Annotated in this window: 23 protein-coding genes; 15 read left to right on the top strand and 8 right to left on the bottom strand. The window is 65.9% G+C overall.

What is annotated here, in order from left to right; translation table 11 throughout:
• Positions 1 to 132 precede the first annotated feature (132 nt).
• Positions 133 to 1,452 carry an RNA-guided endonuclease InsQ/TnpB family protein gene (locus DV707_RS05980; RefSeq protein ID WP_103990146.1) on the top strand — a complete coding sequence of 440 codons (1,320 nt, stop codon included), beginning with the start codon at positions 133 to 135 and terminating at the stop codon, positions 1,450 to 1,452.
• An 11-nt stretch (positions 1,453 to 1,463) separates the two neighbouring features.
• Here the strand turns inward: DV707_RS05980 and DV707_RS05975 are convergent, their stop codons facing one another.
• The gene (locus DV707_RS05975; RefSeq protein ID WP_103990147.1) at positions 1,464 to 3,050 is read right to left on the bottom strand and encodes a hypothetical protein; all 1,587 of its coding nucleotides are present in this window, start codon (positions 3,048 to 3,050) and stop codon (positions 1,464 to 1,466) included.
• 131 nt (positions 3,051 to 3,181) lie between these two features.
• On the opposite strand from DV707_RS05975, the gene DV707_RS05970 reads away from it, so the two are divergent.
• A complete protein-coding gene (locus DV707_RS05970) occupies positions 3,182 to 4,204 on the top strand; it encodes a DUF5305 domain-containing protein (protein ID WP_103990148.1) in 1,023 nt (340 codons plus the stop codon).
• Between the two features lie 137 nt (positions 4,205 to 4,341).
• Positions 4,342 to 4,968, top strand: a complete 627-nt coding sequence (locus tag DV707_RS05965; protein ID WP_103990149.1) for a hypothetical protein — start codon at positions 4,342 to 4,344, stop codon at positions 4,966 to 4,968.
• Here DV707_RS05965 and DV707_RS05960 read toward each other — a convergent pair.
• Entirely contained in the window at positions 4,949 to 6,097 is a 1,149-nt protein-coding gene (locus DV707_RS05960) for a signal peptidase I (protein WP_103990150.1), read from the bottom strand. The two genes, DV707_RS05965 and DV707_RS05960, sit on opposite strands and share 20 nt — an antisense overlap.
• Positions 6,098 to 6,171: 74 nt before the next feature.
• Positions 6,172 to 6,528 (bottom strand): response regulator, encoded by a 357-nt coding sequence (locus tag DV707_RS05955; protein ID WP_103990151.1) that lies wholly within the window; start codon positions 6,526 to 6,528, stop codon positions 6,172 to 6,174.
• A 315-nt stretch (positions 6,529 to 6,843) separates the two neighbouring features.
• On the opposite strand from DV707_RS05955, the gene DV707_RS05950 reads away from it, so the two are divergent.
• From DV707_RS05950 to DV707_RS05935, 4 genes are all read left to right on the top strand, one after another.
• Complete coding sequence (locus DV707_RS05950; protein ID WP_103990152.1) at positions 6,844 to 7,428, top strand: hypothetical protein; 585 nt, start codon at positions 6,844 to 6,846, stop codon at positions 7,426 to 7,428.
• Between the two features lie 56 nt (positions 7,429 to 7,484).
• Positions 7,485 to 8,240: a hypothetical protein gene (locus DV707_RS05945; RefSeq protein ID WP_136361801.1), complete on the top strand. Its 756-nt coding sequence runs from the start codon at positions 7,485 to 7,487 to the stop codon at positions 8,238 to 8,240.
• Positions 8,241 to 8,322: 82 nt separating this feature from the next.
• Complete coding sequence (locus DV707_RS05940) at positions 8,323 to 8,931, top strand: hypothetical protein (protein ID WP_103990153.1); 609 nt, start codon at positions 8,323 to 8,325, stop codon at positions 8,929 to 8,931.
• A gap of 77 nt (positions 8,932 to 9,008) precedes the next feature.
• Complete coding sequence (locus DV707_RS05935) at positions 9,009 to 9,587, top strand: DUF7344 domain-containing protein (protein WP_103990154.1); 579 nt, start codon at positions 9,009 to 9,011, stop codon at positions 9,585 to 9,587.
• 57 nt (positions 9,588 to 9,644) lie between these two features.
• Here the strand turns inward: DV707_RS05935 and DV707_RS05930 are convergent, their stop codons facing one another.
• A complete protein-coding gene (locus tag DV707_RS05930) occupies positions 9,645 to 10,892 on the bottom strand; it encodes an AsmA family protein (protein WP_136361800.1) in 1,248 nt (415 codons plus the stop codon).
• Positions 10,893 to 10,898: 6 nt separating this feature from the next.
• On the opposite strand from DV707_RS05930, the gene DV707_RS05925 reads away from it, so the two are divergent.
• Together DV707_RS05925 and DV707_RS05920 are read left to right on the top strand one after the other, a co-directional pair.
• Entirely contained in the window at positions 10,899 to 11,312 is a 414-nt protein-coding gene (locus DV707_RS05925) for a hypothetical protein (protein WP_136361799.1), read from the top strand.
• A gap of 197 nt (positions 11,313 to 11,509) precedes the next feature.
• Entirely contained in the window at positions 11,510 to 11,851 is a 342-nt protein-coding gene (locus DV707_RS05920; RefSeq protein WP_103990156.1) for a DUF5658 family protein, read from the top strand.
• Positions 11,852 to 11,955: 104 nt separating this feature from the next.
• On the opposite strand, the gene DV707_RS05915 is transcribed toward DV707_RS05920, so the two are convergent.
• A complete protein-coding gene (locus DV707_RS05915; RefSeq protein ID WP_103990157.1) occupies positions 11,956 to 12,483 on the bottom strand; it encodes a metal-dependent hydrolase in 528 nt (175 codons plus the stop codon).
• A 114-nt stretch (positions 12,484 to 12,597) separates the two neighbouring features.
• Between DV707_RS05915 and DV707_RS05910 the strand changes: the two genes are divergently transcribed.
• The 3 genes from DV707_RS05910 (at position 12,598) to DV707_RS05900 (ending at position 14,999) form a co-directional block, all read left to right on the top strand.
• On the top strand, positions 12,598 to 12,873 hold the full coding sequence (locus tag DV707_RS05910; protein WP_103990158.1) for a hypothetical protein: 276 nt from the start codon (positions 12,598 to 12,600) through the stop codon (positions 12,871 to 12,873).
• Positions 12,874 to 13,779: a DUF4350 domain-containing protein gene (locus DV707_RS05905; RefSeq protein WP_103990159.1), complete on the top strand. Its 906-nt coding sequence runs from the start codon at positions 12,874 to 12,876 to the stop codon at positions 13,777 to 13,779.
• Between the two features lie 233 nt (positions 13,780 to 14,012).
• The gene (locus tag DV707_RS05900) at positions 14,013 to 14,999 is read left to right on the top strand and encodes an AAA family ATPase (RefSeq protein WP_103990160.1); all 987 of its coding nucleotides are present in this window, start codon (positions 14,013 to 14,015) and stop codon (positions 14,997 to 14,999) included.
• A 33-nt stretch (positions 15,000 to 15,032) separates the two neighbouring features.
• Here DV707_RS05900 and DV707_RS05895 read toward each other — a convergent pair whose 3' ends face one another.
• From DV707_RS05895 to DV707_RS05885, 3 genes are read right to left on the bottom strand one after another with little or no spacing between them, the layout of a single operon-like run.
• Positions 15,033 to 16,034 carry a hypothetical protein gene (locus tag DV707_RS05895; protein WP_235010710.1) on the bottom strand — a complete coding sequence of 334 codons (1,002 nt, stop codon included), beginning with the start codon at positions 16,032 to 16,034 and terminating at the stop codon, positions 15,033 to 15,035.
• A complete protein-coding gene (locus tag DV707_RS05890; protein WP_103990161.1) occupies positions 16,031 to 16,534 on the bottom strand; it encodes a hypothetical protein in 504 nt (167 codons plus the stop codon). The genes DV707_RS05895 and DV707_RS05890 overlap by 4 nt, the downstream gene beginning before the upstream one ends.
• Positions 16,534 to 17,958, bottom strand: a complete 1,425-nt coding sequence (locus DV707_RS05885; RefSeq protein ID WP_103990162.1) for a DUF58 domain-containing protein — start codon at positions 17,956 to 17,958, stop codon at positions 16,534 to 16,536. The genes DV707_RS05890 and DV707_RS05885 overlap by 1 nt, the downstream gene beginning before the upstream one ends.
• Before the next feature lie 137 nt (positions 17,959 to 18,095).
• Between DV707_RS05885 and DV707_RS05880 the strand changes: the two genes are divergently transcribed.
• From DV707_RS05880 to DV707_RS05870, 3 genes are all read left to right on the top strand, one after another.
• On the top strand, positions 18,096 to 20,318 hold the full coding sequence (locus DV707_RS05880; RefSeq protein WP_103990163.1) for a DUF4129 domain-containing protein: 2,223 nt from the start codon (positions 18,096 to 18,098) through the stop codon (positions 20,316 to 20,318).
• Positions 20,319 to 20,420: 102 nt separating this feature from the next.
• Positions 20,421 to 21,458: a DUF1616 domain-containing protein gene (locus DV707_RS05875; protein WP_103990164.1), complete on the top strand. Its 1,038-nt coding sequence runs from the start codon at positions 20,421 to 20,423 to the stop codon at positions 21,456 to 21,458.
• Positions 21,459 to 21,579: 121 nt separating this feature from the next.
• Complete coding sequence (locus DV707_RS05870; protein ID WP_103990165.1) at positions 21,580 to 22,695, top strand: hypothetical protein; 1,116 nt, start codon at positions 21,580 to 21,582, stop codon at positions 22,693 to 22,695.
• The last annotated feature ends 34 nt before the right edge of the window (positions 22,696 to 22,729 follow it).

Below are 22,729 nucleotides of genomic sequence, written 5' to 3'. Positions count from 1 at the left end.
AGGAGCGAGCGTAGCGAGCGAGTAGGTCGGAGAGGAAACCGACACAGTACGACACCAACCACGCTCGATTGCTGACCGACTCCCAACGACCCGTCACTAATATAAAGGCATAGACACCCATCTGAAGTACGGATGGAGGTCCGTCGTACTGTTCCAGTAAAACTCGACGTGGCAGACAGCGACGCCGACCTCCTCCACGAAACCGTCTCCGAGTTCTTGTGGGCTGCCAATTACGTCGTAGACCACGCGTGGCAAGGCGAGTACAAGACGACAAGCAAAGCCGAACTCCAACGCGAAACGTACGACCACGTGCGGGCAGAGACTCGGCTCCAAGCGAATCTCGTGCAGAACGCCCGCAACAAGGCCGCCGACGCCGTCCAGAGCGTCGTCGCTCGGTGGAAGCAAGGTGATTACGCAGGAAAACCGCACTTCTCCGCCCCGACGCTCGTCTACGACAAGCGGTGTGCGACGTTCAACGACGACCACGCCACACTCTCAACCGTGGACGGACGCATCACCGCCGAGTACGTTCTTCCCGACGAGAACCGCGAGACGCCACACTCGAAGTACTTGTTCAATACTAATTACGAAGTGACGGGCGCAGAACTCCACTACCGAGAGGGGGATTTCTACCTTCACGTCCGAACAAAGGCGGACGTGGAGTTCGAGACTGCCGACGAAGGCAACGACGAGCACAGCACAGTCCTCGGCGTTGACCTCGGCATCGAAAACGTCGCCGTCACTTCGACAGGTACGTTCTGGAACGGATCAGAGTTGAACCACTGGCACCGCGAGTTCGAGAAGCGGCGCGGATCGCTTCAACAACGTGGAACGCGAGCCGCTCACGAAACTATCCAGTCGGTCGGACGCACGGAGACAGGCCGCTACGACCACTTCTTACACACCGTCTCGAAGGAACTCATCGCGGAAGCCGTCGAAACCGACTGCGACGTGATCGCGTTCGAGAACCTGACTGGAATTCGTGAGCGGATGCCGAACGCCAAGAAATTCCACGTCTGGGCGTTCCGCCGGCTGTTCGAGTACGTTGAATACAAAGCCGAGGTGGTCGGCATCTCGGTCGAGCAAGTGAGTCCCACCTACACATCCCAACGGTGTTCGAAGTGTGGGACGACACTCCGCGAGAACCGCCAGACACAAGAGTGGTTCTGTTGCCAGAAGTGCGGCTACGAAGTGAACGCTGACTATAACGCGGCGAAGAATATCGGTCTGAAGTATCTCCGTTCGGCGCAAAAGTCGTCGAGCGGAGGCGCACCCGTAAACGTGCGCTTGAATCGCGGGACGTTGAACGTGAACGGCGATTACGAGCCTGCCTGTGAAGGCCAGAACGAGAGTCCACGCGAAAACCCCAGTGCAGACGCACAGTCTGCACGCCGTCAGACGAAGTCTGACGGAACCCTCAACGAAGCGAACGGCGACGCCGTGAGCGAGTAGGGTGGAGTAGTTTACTCGTCGACGCCTTCTCGCCGTTCCAGATCTTCGAGGTTCCCGAATGGCGAATCGGATCCGGACGCCGATTCCGACTGCGTGGATGACCGCTCGTCGCCCCCCGCAGCGTACTCGGCCGCTTCGGGCTCGGCCGGGGTTCGCCGACGTGGGTCCTCCTGGTCCCGGTTCCGTCCCGTAGACCCCCGGCCCCCCTGCCTGCTGGGTTCGGAAGCGGACTCCGAAGCCGTGTCTCTCGGGTCCGTTCCGGAGTCGCCGAACTCGAAGGGGGAGGCCGTCTCGTCCGTCCGTTCGGTCGCGCTGTCGGCCGCGGATTCGACGTCCTCGTCCTCCGCGGAATCGAATCCCGAGAATCCGCCCAGGGTTCGATCGGCGGCCGTCTCCGATTCGACCGTCTCCGCTTCGTCGCCCCGACGCTGCGTTCCGGAGTCGGCCCCGCGGCCGCGCGTTTCGTGGTCACCGACCGACGACCGTGACTCACTGGAGCCAGTCGGTATCGATGAGCCGCCTCCCTTCGAAGACGGAGCCTGGCTTCGGGTTCCGCTCCCGGACCGCGGCTGCGAGGGCGGCTGTCTCCCGGTCTGTCCCCGCGTTCCTTCCGTGGGCTTCGAGCGGCCTTCGTCGTCCGTGGTGACGAGGGTATCAGAGAAGAGCAGCCACTTGCGTTGTTTCTCGACCCCGGTCAGCCCCTCTTCACAGTGCGGGCAGTACGGTCGAGAAAGCAGGTCGAGGTCGACCGTTTCACCGCAGGACTCGCACTCGCCGGCGTGTGCGTCCGCCGCCGCGGCGTCGCGTTTGAGCGAGGCCAACGTCTCTTGCTCCCGGCGGATCCGCGACAGCGCGTCCTCGTACCGCGACTCTGCACTCGCGAGGTCAGCCCCCAGTTCGTCGGTCTGAGAGACGAGGTATTTGAGGATCGTCTCCAGGTTGTCGAACTCCGAGTCCAGCCGCGACCTGATCTCCTTCTGCTCTGTAGCCAGCTCTCGCTGTTCCGTGGCTCGCGTCTCCCGCTCCCTGTCGAGTTCCGACTCGATCGTCTCGACCCGCTCGGAGAGGGACTCGTACTCCCTGGTGAGCGACTCGCGGGTCGCCTCCGACTCCGACGCCAGGCCCTCCAGTTCCGATTCGACCTCCGCGAGCCGAGTCGCGATCGTCTCGGTGACCTGATCCAGCGATCGACCGCGCTCCGCCTCCGCTTCGAGCGTCGATTGCAGTTCGTCGACGCGGTCCCCGAGTGTATCGAGTTCCTCGGCCAGCGCCTCGACGTCGGTCGCCGCCTCGCGGTCGTTTCGTGACCCATCCGTTCCGGCGTGTTCGGCCTCTGCGGTCGGATCGGTTCGTTCGGGACCGATCGGGAGCGCTCCGGACTCGTCGGTCGGCTCGGACGCCCCTCCGAACGAGGGGTTGCCGCTCCCCGAGTCGTCGAGCAGTTGCATCAGTTCGTTGAGCGTCCAGTAAGAGGAGACTAACCGCTCGAAAAGCTCCTCGCGCGAGATGCCCTGGGTCGCGGCGTGCTGGTCTAACCACTCCTCGAAGGAGGTGGTCGTCGAGGGGCCGTCACCGCTGTCTGGAATGTCGTTGGACATCTCGGTCGGTACAGTTACCGTACCTAAGGTGAGTGAGAACAAAAGTTTTGTTACCGTTACGACCATATTAAACACGATGTCTCCCGCCTGTCGGTGTTCGATCGCGCTTCTCTCTGGAGGAACTGCCCCCGATGGCGTTTGAGCACCGTGTCAAACTGTTCGTCAGTGAGAACCACAGGCTGGTTGTCGCGCTGTTACTGCTGGGTGGCGTGCTCTGTCTCGTCGGTGCGGGCTACGTGTTCAGTACGCCGACCACACAGACGATCACCGAGGAAACCGACCAGCAGACGTTCGAGACCCGCGTGGGGTCGAGCGCGCTGGTGACTCGGCCGACGGCGCTGTACGAACAGGGGGAACGGCTCGAGAACCGTTCGGTCTACTTCCTCTCGGCCTCGCCGTCGATGAGATTCGAGGCCAACACCACGGTACCGTCCGGACAGCGGGTCAGCGTGGCGCAACGGCTCGAACTGGAGATTCTCGGGACCCGCGACGGACAGCCGTTCTACCGCTCGACGCGGACGCTCATCGAGACGAACGAGACCGTCTCGGACGGCCGCGTGACCGCCTCGGAGACGGTGAACGTCTCCGCGGTCGGACGGGATCTCGCGGTCCTGCTGGAGGACGCCCAAGACGTCGGCCAGTTCCGACTCCGATTGCTCCTGGAAGTGACCTACAGCACCGGAGAGTACGAGGGGACGCTTCGATCGACCGCACCGTTCGTGATCCAGGGCCAATCGTACTACATCGACGGGGCGCTCGCGGCCGAAGAGACCGAATCGACCTTCGTCGAGCGAGAGGTCACCCAGCCACCGAGCCCGGCGGAGTACGGCGGCCTCGCGGCGGTCGGGCTCCTCCTGTTCGGCGTCGCCGCCGTCGTGAGCCGCCTCGAAGACCGTGTCGATCCCGAGGAGCTTCGGACGCAGATCGTCCACGACCAGCACGCCGAGTGGATCTCCCGAGGGCAGTTCCCCACCGACTCCGAGAAGCAGTACATCTCGATCCTGACGCTCGAAGACCTCGTCGACGTCGCGATCGATACCAACCGCCGGGTGATCCACGACCCGCAGATCGACGCCTACGCGGTGATCGACAGTTCGGAGATCTACTACTACGCGCTGGACGAGATCCAGGCCGACGAGTGGCTCGACATCTGAGAGGTTCTCGGCCCCGCTTCGATCCGTTCCGTCCTTCGTCGGGTACGGTGTTCGAATCCGGCACTGACTCCGGTGCGGCGCCCGAAGAGTACAAGACGGCGGGAGACGCTGTTGGAGACAACCACGGTCTCTCTCGTATGGACCGCAACCTCTGGTACCTCGGGCTGCTGCTCATCGCGGCCGGCGTCACGTTCGCCGCCGTGCCGAGTGCCGGCTTCGGAGCGCTCTTCGGCGATAGCGCCGACGGACTCCCGGGCGACGGTCGCTCCGAGGGGCCGATCTCCCTCGTCGCGACGGACACCGAGGTGACGGACGCGGGACCCGACTCCGAGTCCACGGACTCGACATCGAGGACAGCAGCCGGGACAACCGAGGACGATCGAACGAGCGAAGCGGGAGTCGTCGTCGCCGCGCTCGTCAACGACGCGGACGCGACGGTCAACGTCACGTACCGGGCGCGCACCGACGCCGATGCGATCGCACTTCGGAACGCCAGCGACACGGTGACGATTCCGCAGGGCGGACAGCATCGACTGTTCGCGCGGTGTGTGGCCTCGACCGAGGCGTCGGGGACCGCACGGCTGACGGTGACCGTCGTGGAAACGAGCACGAACACGACGGCCTCGAACCGGGAACTCGACGTGCGGGTCGCCTACGACTGCACGGGCGGGGAGACCGCCACAGCCCGCACGAGCGGGAGGACCGCCACGGGCCGCACGGACACGACAGCGGGATCGATACCGCTCAGAACAGCCGCCGCTTGAGTTGTTGGACGAGCGTGATGTTCCGTCCGGTCGACCGCATCCGTATCGGGCCGACTCCCACCGCGATGAGCCCCGCCGTGACCGCGACGGTCAACAGCACCAGATCGATGACCAGCACGGCGACGACCGGGTGTATCGCGTGCAGCGCGAGGATGACAGAACGCGGGAGGATCGGGAGGTACCGCCACTCGGAGATGCTGCGCGTGTAGGACCCGGTGGCGTCCGGTGCCCGTATCCGGAGGGAGGTCACCTCCTCGGAGCGCCCCGAGACGATGAACGACGAGCGCGACACCGAGAGGCTGGGGCTCCGCGGTTCGATCACGGTCAGGACGGGAATGAATCCGTCGTTGGCGACGCGGTATTCGACGGTCGCTTCCTCGCCGACACCGATGACCAGCGGGTTCTCGTTCGGCGACTCCGAGCTGACGATGTCGAAGGACGTCGTCCCCGAGGGGACCATCATACTCGCCGTCGCGGGGGCCAGTACGACGAGTGCGAGCACGAGCAGGAACGTCGACGTCTTGATGTAGTTCGAGCGGCGCCGACTCCGCCGACTCGTCCCCCGGTCTCCGGTGAACGCGTCGACGACGAAGCCGACGGCGATGATGCCGATGCCCAGAAGGACCAGCGACTGTGCGGACCCGCCGCCGCTCAGGAGCGCACCGACTCCGATCGCGGCCCACGCACTCGTCAGCCACTCCTGGAAGCCGACGACGCCGGAGCCCAGGTTCGGAATGACGACCACCTGACCGTTGATCTGCAGCGCTTCGGCGACGATCTGCTCTTCGGTGACCGGCGGTTCGGCCCCCGACTGGTCGGTGAACGGGTTCGCGTCGCCGCGGGTGATATAGCCCTCTTCTGTCTCGCCGACGATCCGGTGGGTGGTCAGCCCTCCGCCTTGCAGCTCCTCGGCGACGAAGACGACGACGTCGCCCTCCTGTGGCGGCCCGGCGATGGCCGACGGCACGGCGACGAACCCGTCGCCGGGCTCCATCGTGGGTTCCATACTCCCGGTCTCGACGTAGCCGAGGAGGACCGGCTGTCCGGCCGCCTGCCCGAACAGCATCGCACCGACGGCGAGGATCAGCAGGATGAGGACCCCGTTCTGGACGGCCGTCGAGAGCTTCACGCGAGCGCCTAGACGATCGATCGATATAACGCTTGATACGGTTCCGGGCGCTCGGTGTCCGGCCGTGGTCGACGTCAGCCCAGCGTCGACTCGATGGCCTCCAAGAGATCCGCCTTGCCGTACGGTTTCGAGAGGTACGCGTCCGCGCCCGCTTCCATCGCCTGCTCGCGGACGGCCTCGGTGACGGTGACCGTGCTGACGACGACCGCGATCGACGGATCGAGGGTCTTGATCACCGCCGTCGCTTCGACCCCGTTTCCGCGTTCGAGGTTCAGATCCATCACCACGACGTCGGGCGCGTGGTGACGGGCGAGCCGCACCGCCTCCCGTTCGGTCGTCGCCTCTCCAACGACGGTATGGGTCGTGCTCAGGAATCCGCGGAGGACCGCTCGCTGGAGCCCGAGATCCTCGACGATCAAGACATCGGCCATTGTTGGGTGGGTCGCTACCGCGACGCCTGGGGACCTACTCGCCGGGACGGCGCTGTCAACGTATTGCCCGAGCCGAACAATAAGAATTTGTGATGGCTGTTTGAACTGTTTCGACCCGTCGACGGTGCGGCCTCGATTACTCGGAGCGCTAAACCGTCGAGAAAGCAGAGCTTGAAGACGAATATGCTCTTCGTAACGGGTGATTACGGATTACTCGCCGGGCTTGAATCCGATTCAAGCACCTGAATACAAAGTGGGTAAGGGTACATTATACAGATAGCGACACGGGCCACCCCGTGTTAGGAGAACACTACTATGGCACTCAGCAGACGAAACGTACTGATCGGACTCGGAGCATTGGTCGGCGGCGGCGGCGCACTCGTGGGTACGGGTGCGTTCACCACAGTGAGCGCGGAACGCTCCGTCGAAGTGAGCACCGCGGGCGACGCGAGCGCGTTCCTCAGTATCACGGGTGACGGTGACTACGTCGAAGACAACAGCGGCGACGATGGAACACTGACGATCAACATCGGCGGTCCGGATGGCAGCGGGCTCAACGAGGAAGCGATCACGACGATCGACGGTATCGTCACGATCACGAACAACGCGGCCGACACCGACGCCAGTACGACGGTCGGAGTCTCCACTGATGGCCCGGAATCGGCAGAACCTGGTGACAGCGCATCAGTTCTCGTTCCTTCGGAGGGAGACAACAGCGCGGCTGTGGTCACCTTCTACGTCGGTGAGACTGGTTCCAACAGCGTCGGAGATGGTAGTACCCAAGACCTCGACGAAGGCGAATCCGCAGAACTCGATGTCGAGATCGACACCAGACAGGCGACCGTGGACGACACGGACGCTGAGGACACCGGTCTGACGATCGTCGCCGGGGAGAACTAGTCGAAACGAGCCATAATTATTATAAAATCTTACTATAAATTCAAATTCACTCCACAATGAAACGAAGACAGGTCATCACGGCGATCGGAACGCTCGCACTCGGCGCAGGGACGGCACTCGGAACGGGTGCGTTCGACGCTACGTCAGCTAACAGTGACTCCGCGATGTCGATAGTGACACAAAGCGAGGATGTCGAACTCGATATTGTTCCTGGAGATGATAAAGGACTCACAGTAGGATCCCATGTGTATACTGGTGATAACTCTCCAGAATACATCGACAGTAGCGGTAACATCGCCTTTGATTCTCTTTCTCTCGACGATTTACCACTAGCGATAGCCAAGGATGCTGGAAATGGGATGGCTACCGTCCAGACGGCTGTTGCTGCAGGAACTCCTCCAGGAGATATTGACTTCAGTAATATCATTGCTATAGTCAATAACGACGATCGAAGCTACGATGTAGGATTTGCCTACACTGGATATGGGACAGATGTCGATAATGGTGTGTCGAAAAGCACTGCAAACTCGGTTTTCCAATTTAGAGGAGATGGTTCTCTGCTTTCGCCGGCTAGTAGCAATAACGGAGAAACACCTGCAAATATGGTTTCTGTTGGGAGTGGTAGTAATCAAGGGGTCAATCTTGACGTAGATGCATCGCGTGAAGGTCTGCCGTATGATGATGTGTACAATGATGAATACGAAGGTGCAGGTGACTTCGCTGCAGAAGGCGAAGGAGATCCAGCAGGACGGTCAGAGCTCATTTCGGAGATCACAGCGGTGGCAGACGAAACCCCGACTCAGACAAGCTAGAGCCGTCGAGTAAGGAACTCAAGTTTTAGTTTCTACTAATATCGCTCTCCATATTGGCCTATCCAAATAATAGGAACTTCATATGCTCACTCGCCGCCAACTCGTCGCCGGCCTCGGTAGCGCCTTCGTCAGCGCCGGCGTCGTCAGTTCGACGGCGGCGTTCACCGCCACGTCCTCCAGTTCCGAGGCCTCTTTCACGGTCGTCTATCCCCGCCTCATCGAACTCACGCCCGCGAACGACCCGCCGATCCACGTCGAAACCAACAGCGAAAACCGCGTCACGGCCATCACTCCGGGCGGCGATACGGGGTTGAACCAGCGCGCGATCACGCAGTTTGCGGACATCGTCGAGGTCGCTAACTCGGGGACGATCGACCTCACGGGGCTGTACTTCGAGTTCGAGGCCGAGAGCGACACCCTCTCGACGGAGACGCTCTCGGACGTCGAAGACGCGCTGTCGGTGACCGCCGGCGGCGACACCCTCGAAACGACCGGGGGATCCGGCGACGACCTCCTGGCGGTGAGTCCCGACGACGCCGCGGGCGACGGCGTCCTCACCCCCGGCGAGTCCGTCCCGTTCGGGGTCCAGGTCGACCTCATCGCGGACCACGGCCCGTCGACGCTGACGGACCTCCCCGACCCCGAGGACTACGAGATGACGCTCCGAGTCCTGGTCGAAGGCGAGGAGTAGGCGCTCCGCACGGGAGCTGTCAGCCGGAGCGAATGGAGAGGCTATTTGTAGGTGTCGTTATTATTGACATCCGACGGATGGGCCAACGGGCCGCAACAGAGTTGACGACCGACGACGGCACCGGGGATGGGGCCGAAGAGAGGCTTCCCAAAGACGAGATCTTCGACCTGATGGGTAACCACCGGCGGCGATACGCGATCCACTACTGCAAACAGACCGACGGTCCGGTCGAGTTGTCCGACCTCGCAGAGCAGGTCGCCGCCTGGGAACACGACAAGCAGATCGAGGAGGTCACCTCCGCGGAACGAAAGACCGTCTACACGTCGCTCCAGCAGACGCACCTCCCCCGCCTCGATCGCGCGGGCGTGATCGAGTTCGAGAACGGAACGGTCGAACTGACAGACCGGGTCGACCGACTGGACATCTACCTCGATATCGTACCGGAGAGTTCGATCCCCTGGAGCGTCTACTACCTCGGGCTGTCGCTCATCAGCAGCCTCATCCTCGTCGCGCTGTGGGTCGACTTCCTCCCGACCGAGCAACTGCCGGTCCTGGCGTACCCGACGGTCCTGATCGCGCTGTTCACCGTCTCCGCCGCGTACCACGTGTACGCGAACCGGCAGAACCGCTTCGAGAACCTCGATCGGCCACCCTGATCGCTCAGGCGTCCGAGCGCCGTCGAGAACCCCGAAGTCGCGATTCGGCTGTCGGCCTCAATCGGCCTGGACGCTCCCCCGCGAGGGGGTCCCCGTGACGGCCGCCTCGCTCGGACTGTAGGTGATCGTCGAGTCCCGGTCGTCGAGGACCGCGCTGTCGATCGACAGCGTGGCCGATTCGACGTCGAGAGCAACTGTCGCTTGGCCGTTCGAGGAGGTGAGTCGGGCGGCGTCCAACAGCACGTCGCCGGAGGCGCTGAGGGAAATCTCCACGTTGGTCTCGAAGACCGCGCCGCTGGCGAGGAGGTCCCCGCTCGATTCGACGGTTACCTCGCCGTTCTTGCTCTCGACCGTCGCCTCCCCCAGTTGGAGGTCGCCGGACTCCGTCGCGAGCGAAATCCCGACGTTGGTCGAAATTGTCGCACCCGCTGCGTCGATACTCCCGCCGCCCAACTCGATCTCTCCGTTCTTGCTGTCAACCGTCGCATCGGTCAGGCGCAGCGTCCCGGAGTCGGCGGTGGCGGTGATCGCCGCGTTGGTCGAGATCGTCGCGCGGGCCGCGTCGACGCGACTCCCCGCGAGTTCGATCGCGCCGTTTTTCGCGTCGATCGTGGCGTCAGTGAGCGTCAGCGAACCGGAACCGGCGCTCATCGAGATCTCGCGGTTAGTACTGACCGTCGTCCGTGGCATCTCGATCGATCGGCCGGAGAGCTCGATCTCGCCGTTCTTCGCGTCGATGTGCGAATCGCTGAACGCGAGCGCCCCCGACTCCGCGCTCATCGAGATCTCTCGGTTGGTGCTGACCGTCGAATCCGCGGCGGTGATCTCGCCCGCCGACAGCTCGATCGCGCCGTTCTTCGCGTCGATCGTCGAGTCCAGAAGCGAGAGCGTGCCCTCCTCGGCCTCAAGCGTGATTTCGCGGTTGCTCGCGAGCGTCGCGTCGCCGACGGTGATCGACTTCGCCGCCATCTCGACCTCGCTGTTCCGGAAGTTGATCCGGCCTCCGCCGGCCGCGACGACGAGGTGAGCGCTGTCGTTATCGAACTCCGCGAGTTCGCCCTCGCTGACGGTGCGCTCGCCTTCGTCGTATTCGAGGTCCTGATCGTCGTCGACGTACGCGACCGCTCCGCCTGGCGGGCCGCTCGGGTTACCGGGCTGTCCCGGGCCGCCGCCCGGTCGCCCCGGGCAGTCGTATTCGACGGTGGTTTCCAGCGTCGCGTCGGTGATCGTCGCCGAGCCGCCCCGTGCTTCGACCACGTCGATCCGGAGCGTCGCGGTCCCGGCCCCCCACCCGGCGGCGAACACGCGACGGTGATCGGTTCGCGTCCGCCCTGCGGGATCGTCACCGTGCGGGAGGGGTTTTCGACCGCGACGGAACCGGACGTGACGCTGGCCTCGTATTCGACGGTCATCGACGCGTCGAGGTTGTTTACCAGCTCGGCGACGGCGACGCCGTCTCCGGGCTGTGTCACCGGGGTCTGGGTGTTCGCGACCGCCACGAACGCCTCGCTGTCGTCCGCGACGGACACGTCGACCGGTCGGTCGCCCGCGATGGTGCTGAAGCTCGCGGTCGGCACGATCGTCAACGTCGCGCCGACGAGAATGAACAACAGCCCAACGTACAGCAGCGACCGGTTCATTCGCGTTTCTTATAGGAGGGTAGAGGCCGAACGCCTTGTGTACTTCGACTGGAACGTCCCTTGTCGACCGGTTCCGAGGTCGTAGCTGCTTTCATCCGCCCGATATCGACGCTTCCCGACTACCGTCTCAGCGTTGCCACAGTCGATCCGACGTCACGGGGACGCACCTTCGGTGCAAATATTTAACACGAACCGCAGAGAACGTGTATCTACGCCGACTAGTCTCTAACACCCAACTTCGGACTCAGACTGGCGACCCCCGGACAACAACCGTTCAAGAACATGAACTCGGACTTCCAGCCCTCCATCCAGATTCTCGAAGACAACACCCGGCTGTGGTGGTACGGTGCCATCGCGTTCTTTCTCGTCGGTGACCTCGTGACGACGTTCGCCGGCCTCCAACTGCGGACGATCGTGGAAGCCAGCCCCCTGGCCGCGTGGCTCATCAACGATCACGGGCTCTTCCTGATCGTCCCGCTCAAGTTGGCCGTCGTCTGTGGATTCTACGGGTTCTACCGGGTCGTCCCCGACCCGCACAACCTCGGCGTCCCGCTCGGGCTGTGCGCGCTCGGATTCGTCGTCACGGTGTGGAACGGAGCCGTGATCGCCGCCGCAGTGCTCTGATCACCGTCACCTGTCGCGATCGCCATCGAGCACGTCCGAACGGCCCTCTGATCGTTGCTCGATAGAACGATCGGATCGCCGTCGACTTCCACAGCGGGGCTCGTTCATTCGGGCTCGATCCTCGTCCGACCGCCGTAGCGATCGTACAACCAGATCCCGAACGCGAGGGCAGCGAGTCCGTACTGGAAGCCAAAGCGGGGGTCCCCGAGGGAGTCGAGCACGCGGATCCACGGAGGGGTCCCGTCGGAAGGATACGTTATCGCCGGGACGAGCGGCCACAGGAGAAAGCGCATCTCGTACCACTCGCCGGCGAGCGCGATCCGATAGGTGTCGCCGAGGAAGTGCGAGAGGGTCGCGACCGCGAGCGCGCCGCCGTGTCGGGCGTACCCCCGCCGGCGGGCCACGAACACGAGCACGACGAGCGCTGGGACCATCACGAGCAGCGAGTGCCCGAACGAGCGCCCGCTCTCGAGCACCCCGTAGTAGGTGAGCGGCTTGTCGATCAGATCGGGGAGCTGCGAGCCGACGAACACGGATACCAGGAGCCAGCCGTTCGGGAGCGACAGTCCGCGAACGCGGTGGAGGAGAGCGACGGCGAGGTAGCCGAGAGCGGCGTGGCCGATCGGGAACACTAGCGGAGCCGAGGGGACCGAGACCCATCAAGCGTGTGGTCTCTGTCGGACCCGGACACGCCGCGAAGTCCCCGCAAGCGACAGTTTAGTTAGCCCGGACGCGAACCACGGAGTATGGCGACGGCACGACGCGAACGGTTCATCCGCGCACAGTTGGCGTGGATGCTCGGCGCGACGCTCGTGCTCGTCCTCCTCGACTCGCTGTCTTACGAACTGGTCTTCGTCGTCTCGCTCATCGGCTTTCTCGTCGTCGTCGAACTCACCGCGCCCATCGCGGTGACGCCGGCGTGGCGCCGCCGCCTCCGGTGGCTCATTGGGATCGGTCTCGTCGTCTTCGGCTACATCGTCGTCCGAGAGATCCTCGCGATCCTCCCGCCGGGGGTGATCTGAGTGCGGATCGGCTCCCGGGAGGTGGGCTACCCGCACCTGCTCGCCACCGCGCTGTTCCTCACGCTCTTAGTCGGCATCGCCGTCGGTGCGAGCACGTCGGCGACGACCTACGGCGCGTTCAACCCCGAGTGGGACGGCGCCTCGGGCGTGAGCGCGGTCGCGACGGAGACGGACACCGAGTACCGCGTCGCCTTCGCCACCGACGACTACGGCGGCGTCGACGCCGCCGAGACGGTCGCGTTCGTCATCTCGCCGGAACGCTCCTACTCCGACGCCGAGGCGGCGCGCGTGGAATCGTTCGTCCGCGCCGGCGGTACGCTCGTCGTCGCCGACGACTTCAGACCGCACAGCAACGACCTCCTCGACCGGGTCGGCGTCGCGGCCAGGGTGAACGAGACGCCGCTGCGCGACGAGCGGCACAACTTCCGCTCGGGCGCGCTGCCGGTCGCGACGCGGACGGCGACGGACCCCTACACCGAGGACGTCGAACAGCTGACCCTGAACCACCCGGCGACGGTGCGACCGAACGGGAGCGCGGTGCTCGTCCGCTCTTCGAACTTCTCGTATCTCGACCGCGACGCCGACGACGAACTCGACGACGACGAACCGCTCCGATCGTACCCGATCGTGACCGTCGAGCCGGTCGGTGCGGGCGATGTCGTCGTCGTCAGCGACCCGAGCGTCTTCATCAACGCGATGCTCGAACGACCGGACAACCGCGCCTTCGCCGCGGCGCTGATCGGTCCCCACGAGACCGCTCTCCTGGATCGCTCCCACGTCGACGAGCGGCCGCCGCTCCGGGTCGCGCTGTACCTCCTTCGCGGATCGCCTCTCCTCCAGTTCTTCGTCGGCGCGACGGTCCTCGGCGCGGTGGCGGTAGTCTCGCGTCGCGGCTTCGAGTCCTAGCAGCGGACACGAGCCGCACAGACGCGGTAGCCGACGACCGACCGGGGGCGCGCCCGGGCCGCTCTCCCGGAAGGCCGCATTTATATGTTTCTGCGCGTATATGTAATCAACGAACGCTGTCACGCCCGGCAGACGTCGTCTCTCCCTATGATCTGCAGCCACCGATCGACGAAGGTTCACCGCAGCGACGCGCGACAGCCACCCCTCCGTGCGGAACGGCGGGCTGATTCGCTATGAGTTCGCCCGAGGAGGTCTACGACGCGATCGTCGAGGAGACCTCACAGCTCCTCGTCGGCAACGAGGACGCGGTGGAGGCGCTCACGATCGCGCTCTTGACCGACGGCCACGTCCTCCTCGAGGGCGTCCCGGGCGTGGCCAAGACGACGATCGCGAACCTCTTCGCGCAGGCGTCGAACCTGGAGTACCAACGCATTCAGATGACGCCCGACGTGCTCCCGGCGGACATCACCGGGACGCACATCTACCGGGAGAACCTGGGCGAGTTCGACCTCCAGCGGGGCCCCGTCTTCGCGAACGTCGTCCTCGCCGACGAGATCAACCGCGCGACGCCGAAGACCCAGTCGGCGCTCCTGGAGGCGATGGAGGAGGGTCAGGCCACGATCGAGGGCGAGACGCTCGATCTGCCCGATCCGTTCATCGTCGTCGCCACGCAGAACCCCATCGAGTACGAGGGCACCTTCGCCCTGCCGGAGGCACAGCGCGACCGCTTCCAGTTCAAGATCGTCGTCGACGTGCCCGATCGCTCCGACGAGCGGGAGATCCTGAAGCGGTTCGACCGCTCGCCGGAACTCGCGCCGTCGGACATCTCGAACGTCGTCGAGTTAGCCGACATCGACGCGGCGCGGCAGGCCGTCGCGAACGTCCACGTCGACGAGAAGGTGTACGACTACATCCTGGATCTGGTCTCGGCGACGCGCGAGCACTCGGCCATCGAGTACGGCGCCTCCCCCCGCGCGTCGCTCGCGTTCCTCCACTCGGGGAAGGCCGCCGCGGCCATCCGCGGGCGCGAGTACGTGATCCCCGACGACGTCAAGCGCCTCGCGCCGCTCATCCTCTCGCACCGGCTCGTGCTCGACACGGAGGCGGAGATCAGCGGTCGCGAACCCCGAGACATCGTCGAGGAGGTGGTCGAGAGCGTCCCCACGCCGGAGTACGAACTCCGAGAGGCGACGCCCTCGACCGCCGATGACGACGACTGATCAGCGATCACTATCGGCGCGCCGGCGACATTTTTACTCTTCCGCCGAAGCGGGCTCCCAGCGACACGTCACGACGAACTCCTCCTCGGCTTCGGGCGTGACTTCGGTGACGACGGGCGTGTCCAGTCCCCGGGCGACGGTGACGGCGAGGAACGACGCCACGGGCGTGTCGAAGGTGCTCGCCGACCCGAACCGACACCCGCCGATACGGACCGTCAGCCGGCCGTCCTCGACGTCAGTTTCCGCGTTCGCCGTCTCGACGAGCTCGAACAGTTCGACCAAGGCGTCGGTCGCCTGCCGGGCGAGCGTTCCGGGGTCGGTCCCGAGCGGTCCGTCCCGGTTCCGGTCGAACTCCTCGAACAGGCCGACGCCGCTGGGCGTGACGGCGAGGCCGCGACGGGTCTCCTCGTCGGCCACCACGAACGTGTCTCTGAGTTCCGCCGCCGACGGGAGGGCGTAGTCACGGTGCTCCGGAACGAACAGGCGGACCGTCTCCCGTTCGGCGTCCGGGACGTACACGGTCGTCTCCTGGAGGCCCAGTTCGTCGACGATCGCCGCGTGGTTCGAGGCGTGCGCTCCGAAGACCGTCGCCCCGACGTCGACCGGGATGAACTGCTCGGGACTGAGATAGCGCGTGACGGCGGCCGAGAACACTCCGATCGCCCCGAGTACGACGAGGACGTCTCTGACGGGCGGAAAGAGCACCGCCCCCACGAGGCCGGCGATGCCGAGTCCCAGTAGGACGATTGCGGTCTTCCGGTACTGGCCCCGACGGAGGCGTTCGTAACGTCGTCGGAGACGGGCGTTCTCCCGCCGGAGCGACGCGATCTCTTCGGCATTACCTGCATCTGAATCGTCTGTATCGGCGGCGTCCTCACGGTCCGTTCCCGCCGGAGACGTTCGCTCGCCCTCGGTCGACGACGTTGCGTTCGCGGGGCCGCGCGCTCGTCGTTCGTCCGCTCGTCCCCCATCGCTCGCGGCCTCGCGTGGTCGTGACTCGTTCGAGGGCACCCCCGCCTGGCTCTCGTCGGTCATCGGTCGCCCTCCGCGGTGACGAGGCCGAGCGCGACGCGTTCGTATCGGTGCACCGCGTACGCGAGCAGCGCCGCGAGCGCGAGGAACGCCAGCGCGGACTGCCAGAGCCACCGGAGACTGTTCACCAGCACCCAGACGACGCCGAGGCTCGCGAAATACGCGAGTGCCAGCCGCCCCAGTTGGTGTCGTGTCGGTGCCCGGCCGTACGCCGCGCCCACGAGGAGGAAGAACGCCGCGAACTGTGCCAGGGCCATCGTCCAGGTGCTCGACGCGGCGAGCAGCGAGACGATCCCGAGTTGGGCGAGGACGAACGCGGCGGGGCCGGCGCTCGCGATGGCTGTACCGAAGACGAGTAGGCCCGCGAGAAGCCCCCACGGTCCGTGCGTTACGGCCAGCGTGCCGGTGAAAAGAACGACGCCGACGCCGTCGAGCGGCGTGAGCGCGTTCGTCCCCAGCGTCGACCGAAACGACCGCCCAACGAGTTGCAGTCGCTCCTCCATCAGGACTCACCCAGGGCTGTGGCCGCGCTGGTCGTCGCCCGCTCGACCGCGGTCCGCGGCGCGACTTCGTAGGCGGTGACGTTCTCCAGCCGGTCGAGCCGGGCGCGGAACTCCTCGAACTCGACGAAGCCGTCGTCGCCGACCGTCTCGTCCCGTTCGAACAGCGCGCTCGGCGTGATGAACACGCTCACGCGGCCGCTCTGTTTCGACGCGAGGACGGCGGCCTCGTACGTCTCGACCTTCGCCGTGTCGTCGGTGACGAGCACCAGGTGGTGTCGACGGTCGGCGTCCGAACACGCGGCGCCGACGGCGCCGAACAGCGGCCGGTCGCTCACCCGGGAGACGTAGCTCTCCGTGTCGGCGAGGAACGGCCGGAGCCGACTCGCGAACGGCGAGTCGTCGTCGAGAAGCTGTCCCCGCGAGCCGGCGTCAGCGGGCGAGATCGGGCGCGAGCGGTCGACATCTCGACGCCGGCCAGCGCCCGAATCGAGGTCGAGGAGGCGGCTCCGGACCGTCCGGTAGGCCGTCGCGGACGCCGACGGGCCGTACTGCCAGCGCGTTCCGTCGTCGTCGACGAGCCGTGCCGAAACCGGGTCGCCGTACGACTCCGCGGCGTAGACGCACCCCAGGGCGATTTCCCGGGCGTAGTCGAGTTTCGTCCGGCCCGTGGGTCCGGACCCCATATCCGCTCCGGCGTCAAACACCAGCGACAGCTGGTAGTCGGACTCGGATTCGAACTCGCGGATGTACGGCTGGTTCATCCGGGCCGTCGTCTTCCAGTCGACCCGCGAGAGCGTATCGCCCATCACGTACTGTCGGGTCTCGTGGGGGACCAGTCCCGGTCCGGTCTGATCCGTCGAGTGCTCGCCGTACATCGTGCCGACGGCGTGACCGCCCTGTCCGACGTGGACGTCGTCGGGCGCGGGCGGCTCGACGAGACACTGGGCGTCGGCCGCCAGCGACACCTCCTCGGTGAAGTAGCCCGCGCGATCGCCGATCCTGACGCGGACCGTCTCGAAGGAGATCCGGCCGGCGACCGGAAGCGTCACGCTGCAGGTGGTCGAGGCCGAGCGCTCACCCGGCTCGATGGTCACCGTTCGGTGGTCCCGTCCGGGGCCCCGAACGCTCGGTGGTTCGACGAGTTCGACCTCGACCGGTGCGTCGACGGGGGTCGACAGCGACGCGCGCAGCGTGATCGCCGTCCGGTCGCCGACGAAGACGCTCGTGTCGGCGACGGAGACGGTCGCCGACAGGGAGCGATCGACGGTCTGCATCGTCCGCGCCGCGTCGACCTGCGCGAGCAGGAGCCACGCGCCGAGTCCCCCCGCGGCCAGGAGCGGCGTCGGCTCGCCGAGGGCGACGGCGAAGAGGGCGAAGAAACACGCGGCCCCTGCGAGTGCGGCCCACCGGCGGGTCGGAAGCATCGTGCTACGGATTCGTGGCACCGAAGTTGAATGTTTGTGTTCGCCGGCCCGCGAGACGGACTCGCCGGCCGAACCGCGAGGCGGACTCGTCAGCCGAATGCGAAAACACATTAGGTTCGCACGACTGGCTCCGGACAGTGCGCGGAACCCGGGGAGTCTCGATCCGTCTGCTGCTGACGCTCCTGGTAGCGGTCAGTGTCGTCGCCCCGACGTCGGCCGCGGCCGCCGTGGTTGTCGCCGGCGCGCCCGCGGACCAGCCACCCGCGGACACCTCGTCTGCCTCGTCGCTCGGTGACACCACACGGTCGTCGCCCGTCCGATCGCTCGGGGGGACGGCTCTCCAGTACCAGGCCGAAAACGGGACGAGCGGCAACACCACCGACGGCAACGACAGCGACGTCCTCCATCGGAACCCCGAGGAAGTCGAGAGCGAGAACCGCCTCGACCGCCTCGTCTCGTACCTCTCGGGCGACCTGAACGGCCGCATCGGCGAGAGCTCGCTCCGGCTCAGCCAGGGAGAGTACGACGCCGCCAGGTCCGTCCTCGGCGACGACTACTCCGACTCGCTCGGGAAGTACGTCGACGTCGACGGCGAGACCGACGGCGACGGGGCGAGCGAGGAGTACCGGACCGTCCAGGAGACCCAGCGCGAGTACGCCGACACGGTCGGCGAGTTCCGCGAGACCCAGCGCGAGTACGAGGAGGCGAGGCAGGCCGGCGACGGGGAGCGGGCGCGCGAACTCGCCCGTGAGCTGAACCGGCTGGCCGACGAGGGCGGATCCCAATCGGATCGGTTGATCGACGCCTACGGCGGGATCGCGAACGCGACCGGCGACGACCTCTCCGAGAGCAGGGAACGTATCACGGCGGTCCAATCGGAGATCACGGACCAGAGCGAGGAGATCGTCGCTCGGGAGTTGGTCGAGACGCGCCTCGTCGTTCGCTCCTACGATCGCGATATCTCCTTCTCGGATCCGCTCGTGGTCTCGGGCGCGCTCGAAACCGCCAACGGAACGCCCGTCGAGACCGAGACGGCGCGCTTCGCCGTGGGCGGGCGGACGGTTCGAACGACCGTCGACGACGACGGAACGTTCGAACTCGCCTACCGACCGACGGTGATCGACGCGAACACCTCCGAACTCGGTGTCGAGTACCGGCCAGCCGACGCCTCGGTGTACCGATCGAGCAACGAGACGCTGGCCGTCGACGTGACTCAGGTGACCGCGACGGTGCGCACCGCCAGACCCGCGGAGGCGTCCTACGGGTACGCAGACCGGATCGCCGTCGACGCGTCCGTCCGCGCGGACGACACCCCGGTCGCGGACTACCCGCTCTCGCTCTCGCTGGAGGGGGCGTCGCTGACGACGACACCGACGAACGCGAGCGGCCGCGCGACGCTCACCGGGGTGGTTCCCGCGAACGTACCGACAGGAGACGCAACACTCCGCGTCGCGTCCGATCGCGACGACCGCGCCGTGCGAGTCGAACCGGCGACCGAGTCGCTGCCGATCGAATCGGAGGCGACGGATCTCTCGGCGGGCGCCAGCGCGAACGCCGAGGGAACGGTCGTCGTCGAGGGGCGGCTCCTGACGGCCGAGGACGAGGCCGTCGAGGATCAGCCGGTCTCGGTCGAACTCGGCGGCCAGTCGCTCGAAACGACGACCGGTGCGTCGGGAACCTATCGGGCGGCGATCGACCCGCCGGTGGACGCGGACGTCGAGAACGCGACGGTCTCCGTCGCCTTCGACGGCAGCGGGACGAACCTCGAATCCGCGGAGGCGACCGCCGCCGTGACGCCGGCCGACGCGGTCGGGCAGGAGATCGACGGCGAGGACGGCGACCAGAGCGGGGTCGCTTCGGGCGAGTCCTTCCCGCTCAACCGCTCGGAGCTCCTCTGGGTGATCGCAGGGGTGGCCGTCGTCGGAATCGTCACCGTCGTGCTCCTCCGGCGAAACGGGGCGGCCGCCGGCGACGACGACACCGCGGCAGATGCCGCTTCGCCCAGTGAGGCCGGGAGCGATCCCGAACCCCCGACAGCGACCGATCCCGACGTGTCGGAGTCGGCGCTCCAGTCGGCCGCGACGGCGCTCTCCTCCGGACGGCCGAACGACGCCGTCGTGACGGCGTACGGCGGCGTCCGCGAGGCGCTCGCGGCGCGGATGGACGTCGATCCGAGCGCCACCCACTGGGAGTTCTACCGTCAGTGCGTCGACCGCGGGATCGACGGGGCGGCGTCGCTCGAATCGCTGACGACGGGCTACGAGAAGGCGGCCTACAGCGGGCTGGCGGTGAGTGACGACGACGCCGAAGCGCTGTTGGAGAGTGCACGGTCGCTTCTGGATGCGACCGAGGCGCGATGATCCCGATCCATTCGGCTCGCTACGGCTCTTCGGCGCGCCCGTCCCGCGACCGGTTCCGTTCGAACAACTGATTTTTGTGTACTGACACCGACATTCGGATAGATGCCCGAGCGCGCAGACTGGAAGCTCTACCTTCCCGAGTCGGTTCGCACCCTTCCGGCCGACCTCGCCGCGGTGCTCACCCTCGTGGGACTCCAGTTACTTGTCACCCTCACGCCGGTGCTGAACGAGACGCCGCTGCGGGTCGTCCTCGGTCTGCCGTTCGTGCTCTTCGTCCCCGGGTACGCCCTGATCGCCGCGCTGTTTCCCGAGCGCGGATCGACGGCCGAGGAGAGAACCGACACCGACGGAACGGACGACCCAGACGGGACCGCAAGAGGCGAGTCGGGGATCGACGGCATCGAGCGGGTCGCGCTCTCGTTCGGGACGAGCATCGCCGTCGTGCCCCTGCTCGGGCTCGTGCTCAACTTCACGCCGTGGGGGATCAGGCTCGTGCCGATCCTCGTCGCCGTGAGCGGGTTCACCGTCGCCGCCGTCGCCGTCGGGTCAGCCCGGCGGAAGGCGCTCCCCGAGGACGAGCGGTTCGCGGTCCCGTACGACCGGTGGTACCGGGCGGCGACCGAGGAGCTGTTCCACCCCGACTCCCGGGCCGACGCCGCGCTGAACGTCCTGCTGGTGGTGAGCGTGCTCCTCGCGACCGCGAGCGTCGGGTACGCGGTCGCGGTCCCGAAGACCGGGGAGTCCTTCAGCGAACTGTATCTCCTCACCGAGAACGATGAGGGCGAACTCGTCGCCGACGGCTACCCCGAGGAACTCGTCGAAGGCGAACCCGCGTCGCTCGTGGTCGGCGTCGGCAACCAGGAGCATCAGCCGACGAACTACACGGTCGTCGTCGCCCTCCAGCGGGTCGAAGTGGCCAACAACTCCACGACGGTCCTCGAAGAAGACCGGCTCCGGACGTTCTCACCGCGGGTCGCGCACAACGAGACGTGGCACCGGCCGCATCGGATCGAGCCGACGATGACCGGCGAGCGACTCCGACTGACGTATCTGCTCTACAAGGGCGCGCCGCCCGCTTCACCGAGCGTCGAGAACGCGTACCGGGAAGTCCACCTGTGGGTCACCGTCAGAGCGGCGTAGCGGACGAGAACGGCGTGGGGCGTTCTCGACAGCCTGACGACCCCCGATCTCGCTGAACCCTCCGACGGCCGTCAGTGGCAGGACGACACACTTTTCACAAAATCGACGGGACTGATGTAGTATGAAGCGGCCCCGCCTTCGCACCGTCGTCCTCCTCGCCCTCGTCGCCGCGCTGCTCCTGGCCGCCGGGTCGGCGCTGGCTTCTTCGGAGTATACCGTCGAATCGACGTCGAGCATCGACACGCCCTCCAGAACGGTCACGGTCCTCGGAGAGGACTACACCGTCTCGTCGCTCGGTTACAGAGACGTCGGCGAGACGGTCCCGGTGGAGGTGACGCGGCCGGGAGACGAGGGTTTCACCGTCAGTATGTACAACGGTGACGGACTGACGATGGATTCCGTGGAGGGATCGGAGAACGGAACCTACACGCTCGATCAGACCACCTCGCTGGAACGGGGCACGTACGTGCTCTCGCTCGAAGTCGGGGACGATAGAGAGGCGATCCAGCCGATCGTGATGTCCGGCTACGACTTCGCAGTCGACGCTCCCGAGGAGGTTCCGGAGGACGAGCGCGTCTCGATCACGGTCGAACTGACTGACGACACGGAGCGGCCGAACTACGTCGACGTCGTGGTGATGAACGATTCGACGCACCGATACGACGCGGTTCGCGTCGACGACCGGACGTACAACGTGGTCATCGAGGACCTGGACCCGGACGAGTACCGGTTCTACGCGGCCGCTCGCGGAGAGGAAGAAATCAACGGTCGTGACGAAGCGACCGGCGTCAGCGCCGTCCAGCGGCTCAACATCACGGCCGAGGAGGAAGAGCAGACCACAACCGAGGCGCCGAGCACCAGTACGACGACGGAGTCCTCCGGCGGCGGGGGCGCGCAACCCGGCGGTTCGGCGGGAACCGCCACGTCGACGCCCGCGACGGAGACACCGACGAACACGACGGCGACGCCCGAGAACGTGACCGCCACACCGACGAACGCGACCGTGACGGACGTGTCGACGCCGGCGTCGCCGGGTACCGATGTCGACACGAGCACGGACTCGTCGGCGGGGGAGTCCGGCGGGTCGACGGCGACTGACTCGGACGTCATCGAACCGTCGACGCCGACTGACTCGGACTCACAGGCACAGGGAACCGGGACGTCGACCCCGATGTTCCCGCTCAACGTCGTCGGCGCGTTCCTCGCGCTAATGCTGTTGGTCCGACGGCGGTACTGAGCCTGAAATCCGAGAAAGAAGGACGAGACCGAAA

The sequence above is a fragment of the Halobellus limi genome (genome assembly GCF_004799685.1).
Lineage (GTDB): Archaea > Halobacteriota > Halobacteria > Halobacteriales > Haloferacaceae > Haloquadratum > Haloquadratum limi.
Note: the sequence above shows the minus strand (reverse complement) of the source record. Positions and strands in the feature narration are given on the sequence as shown.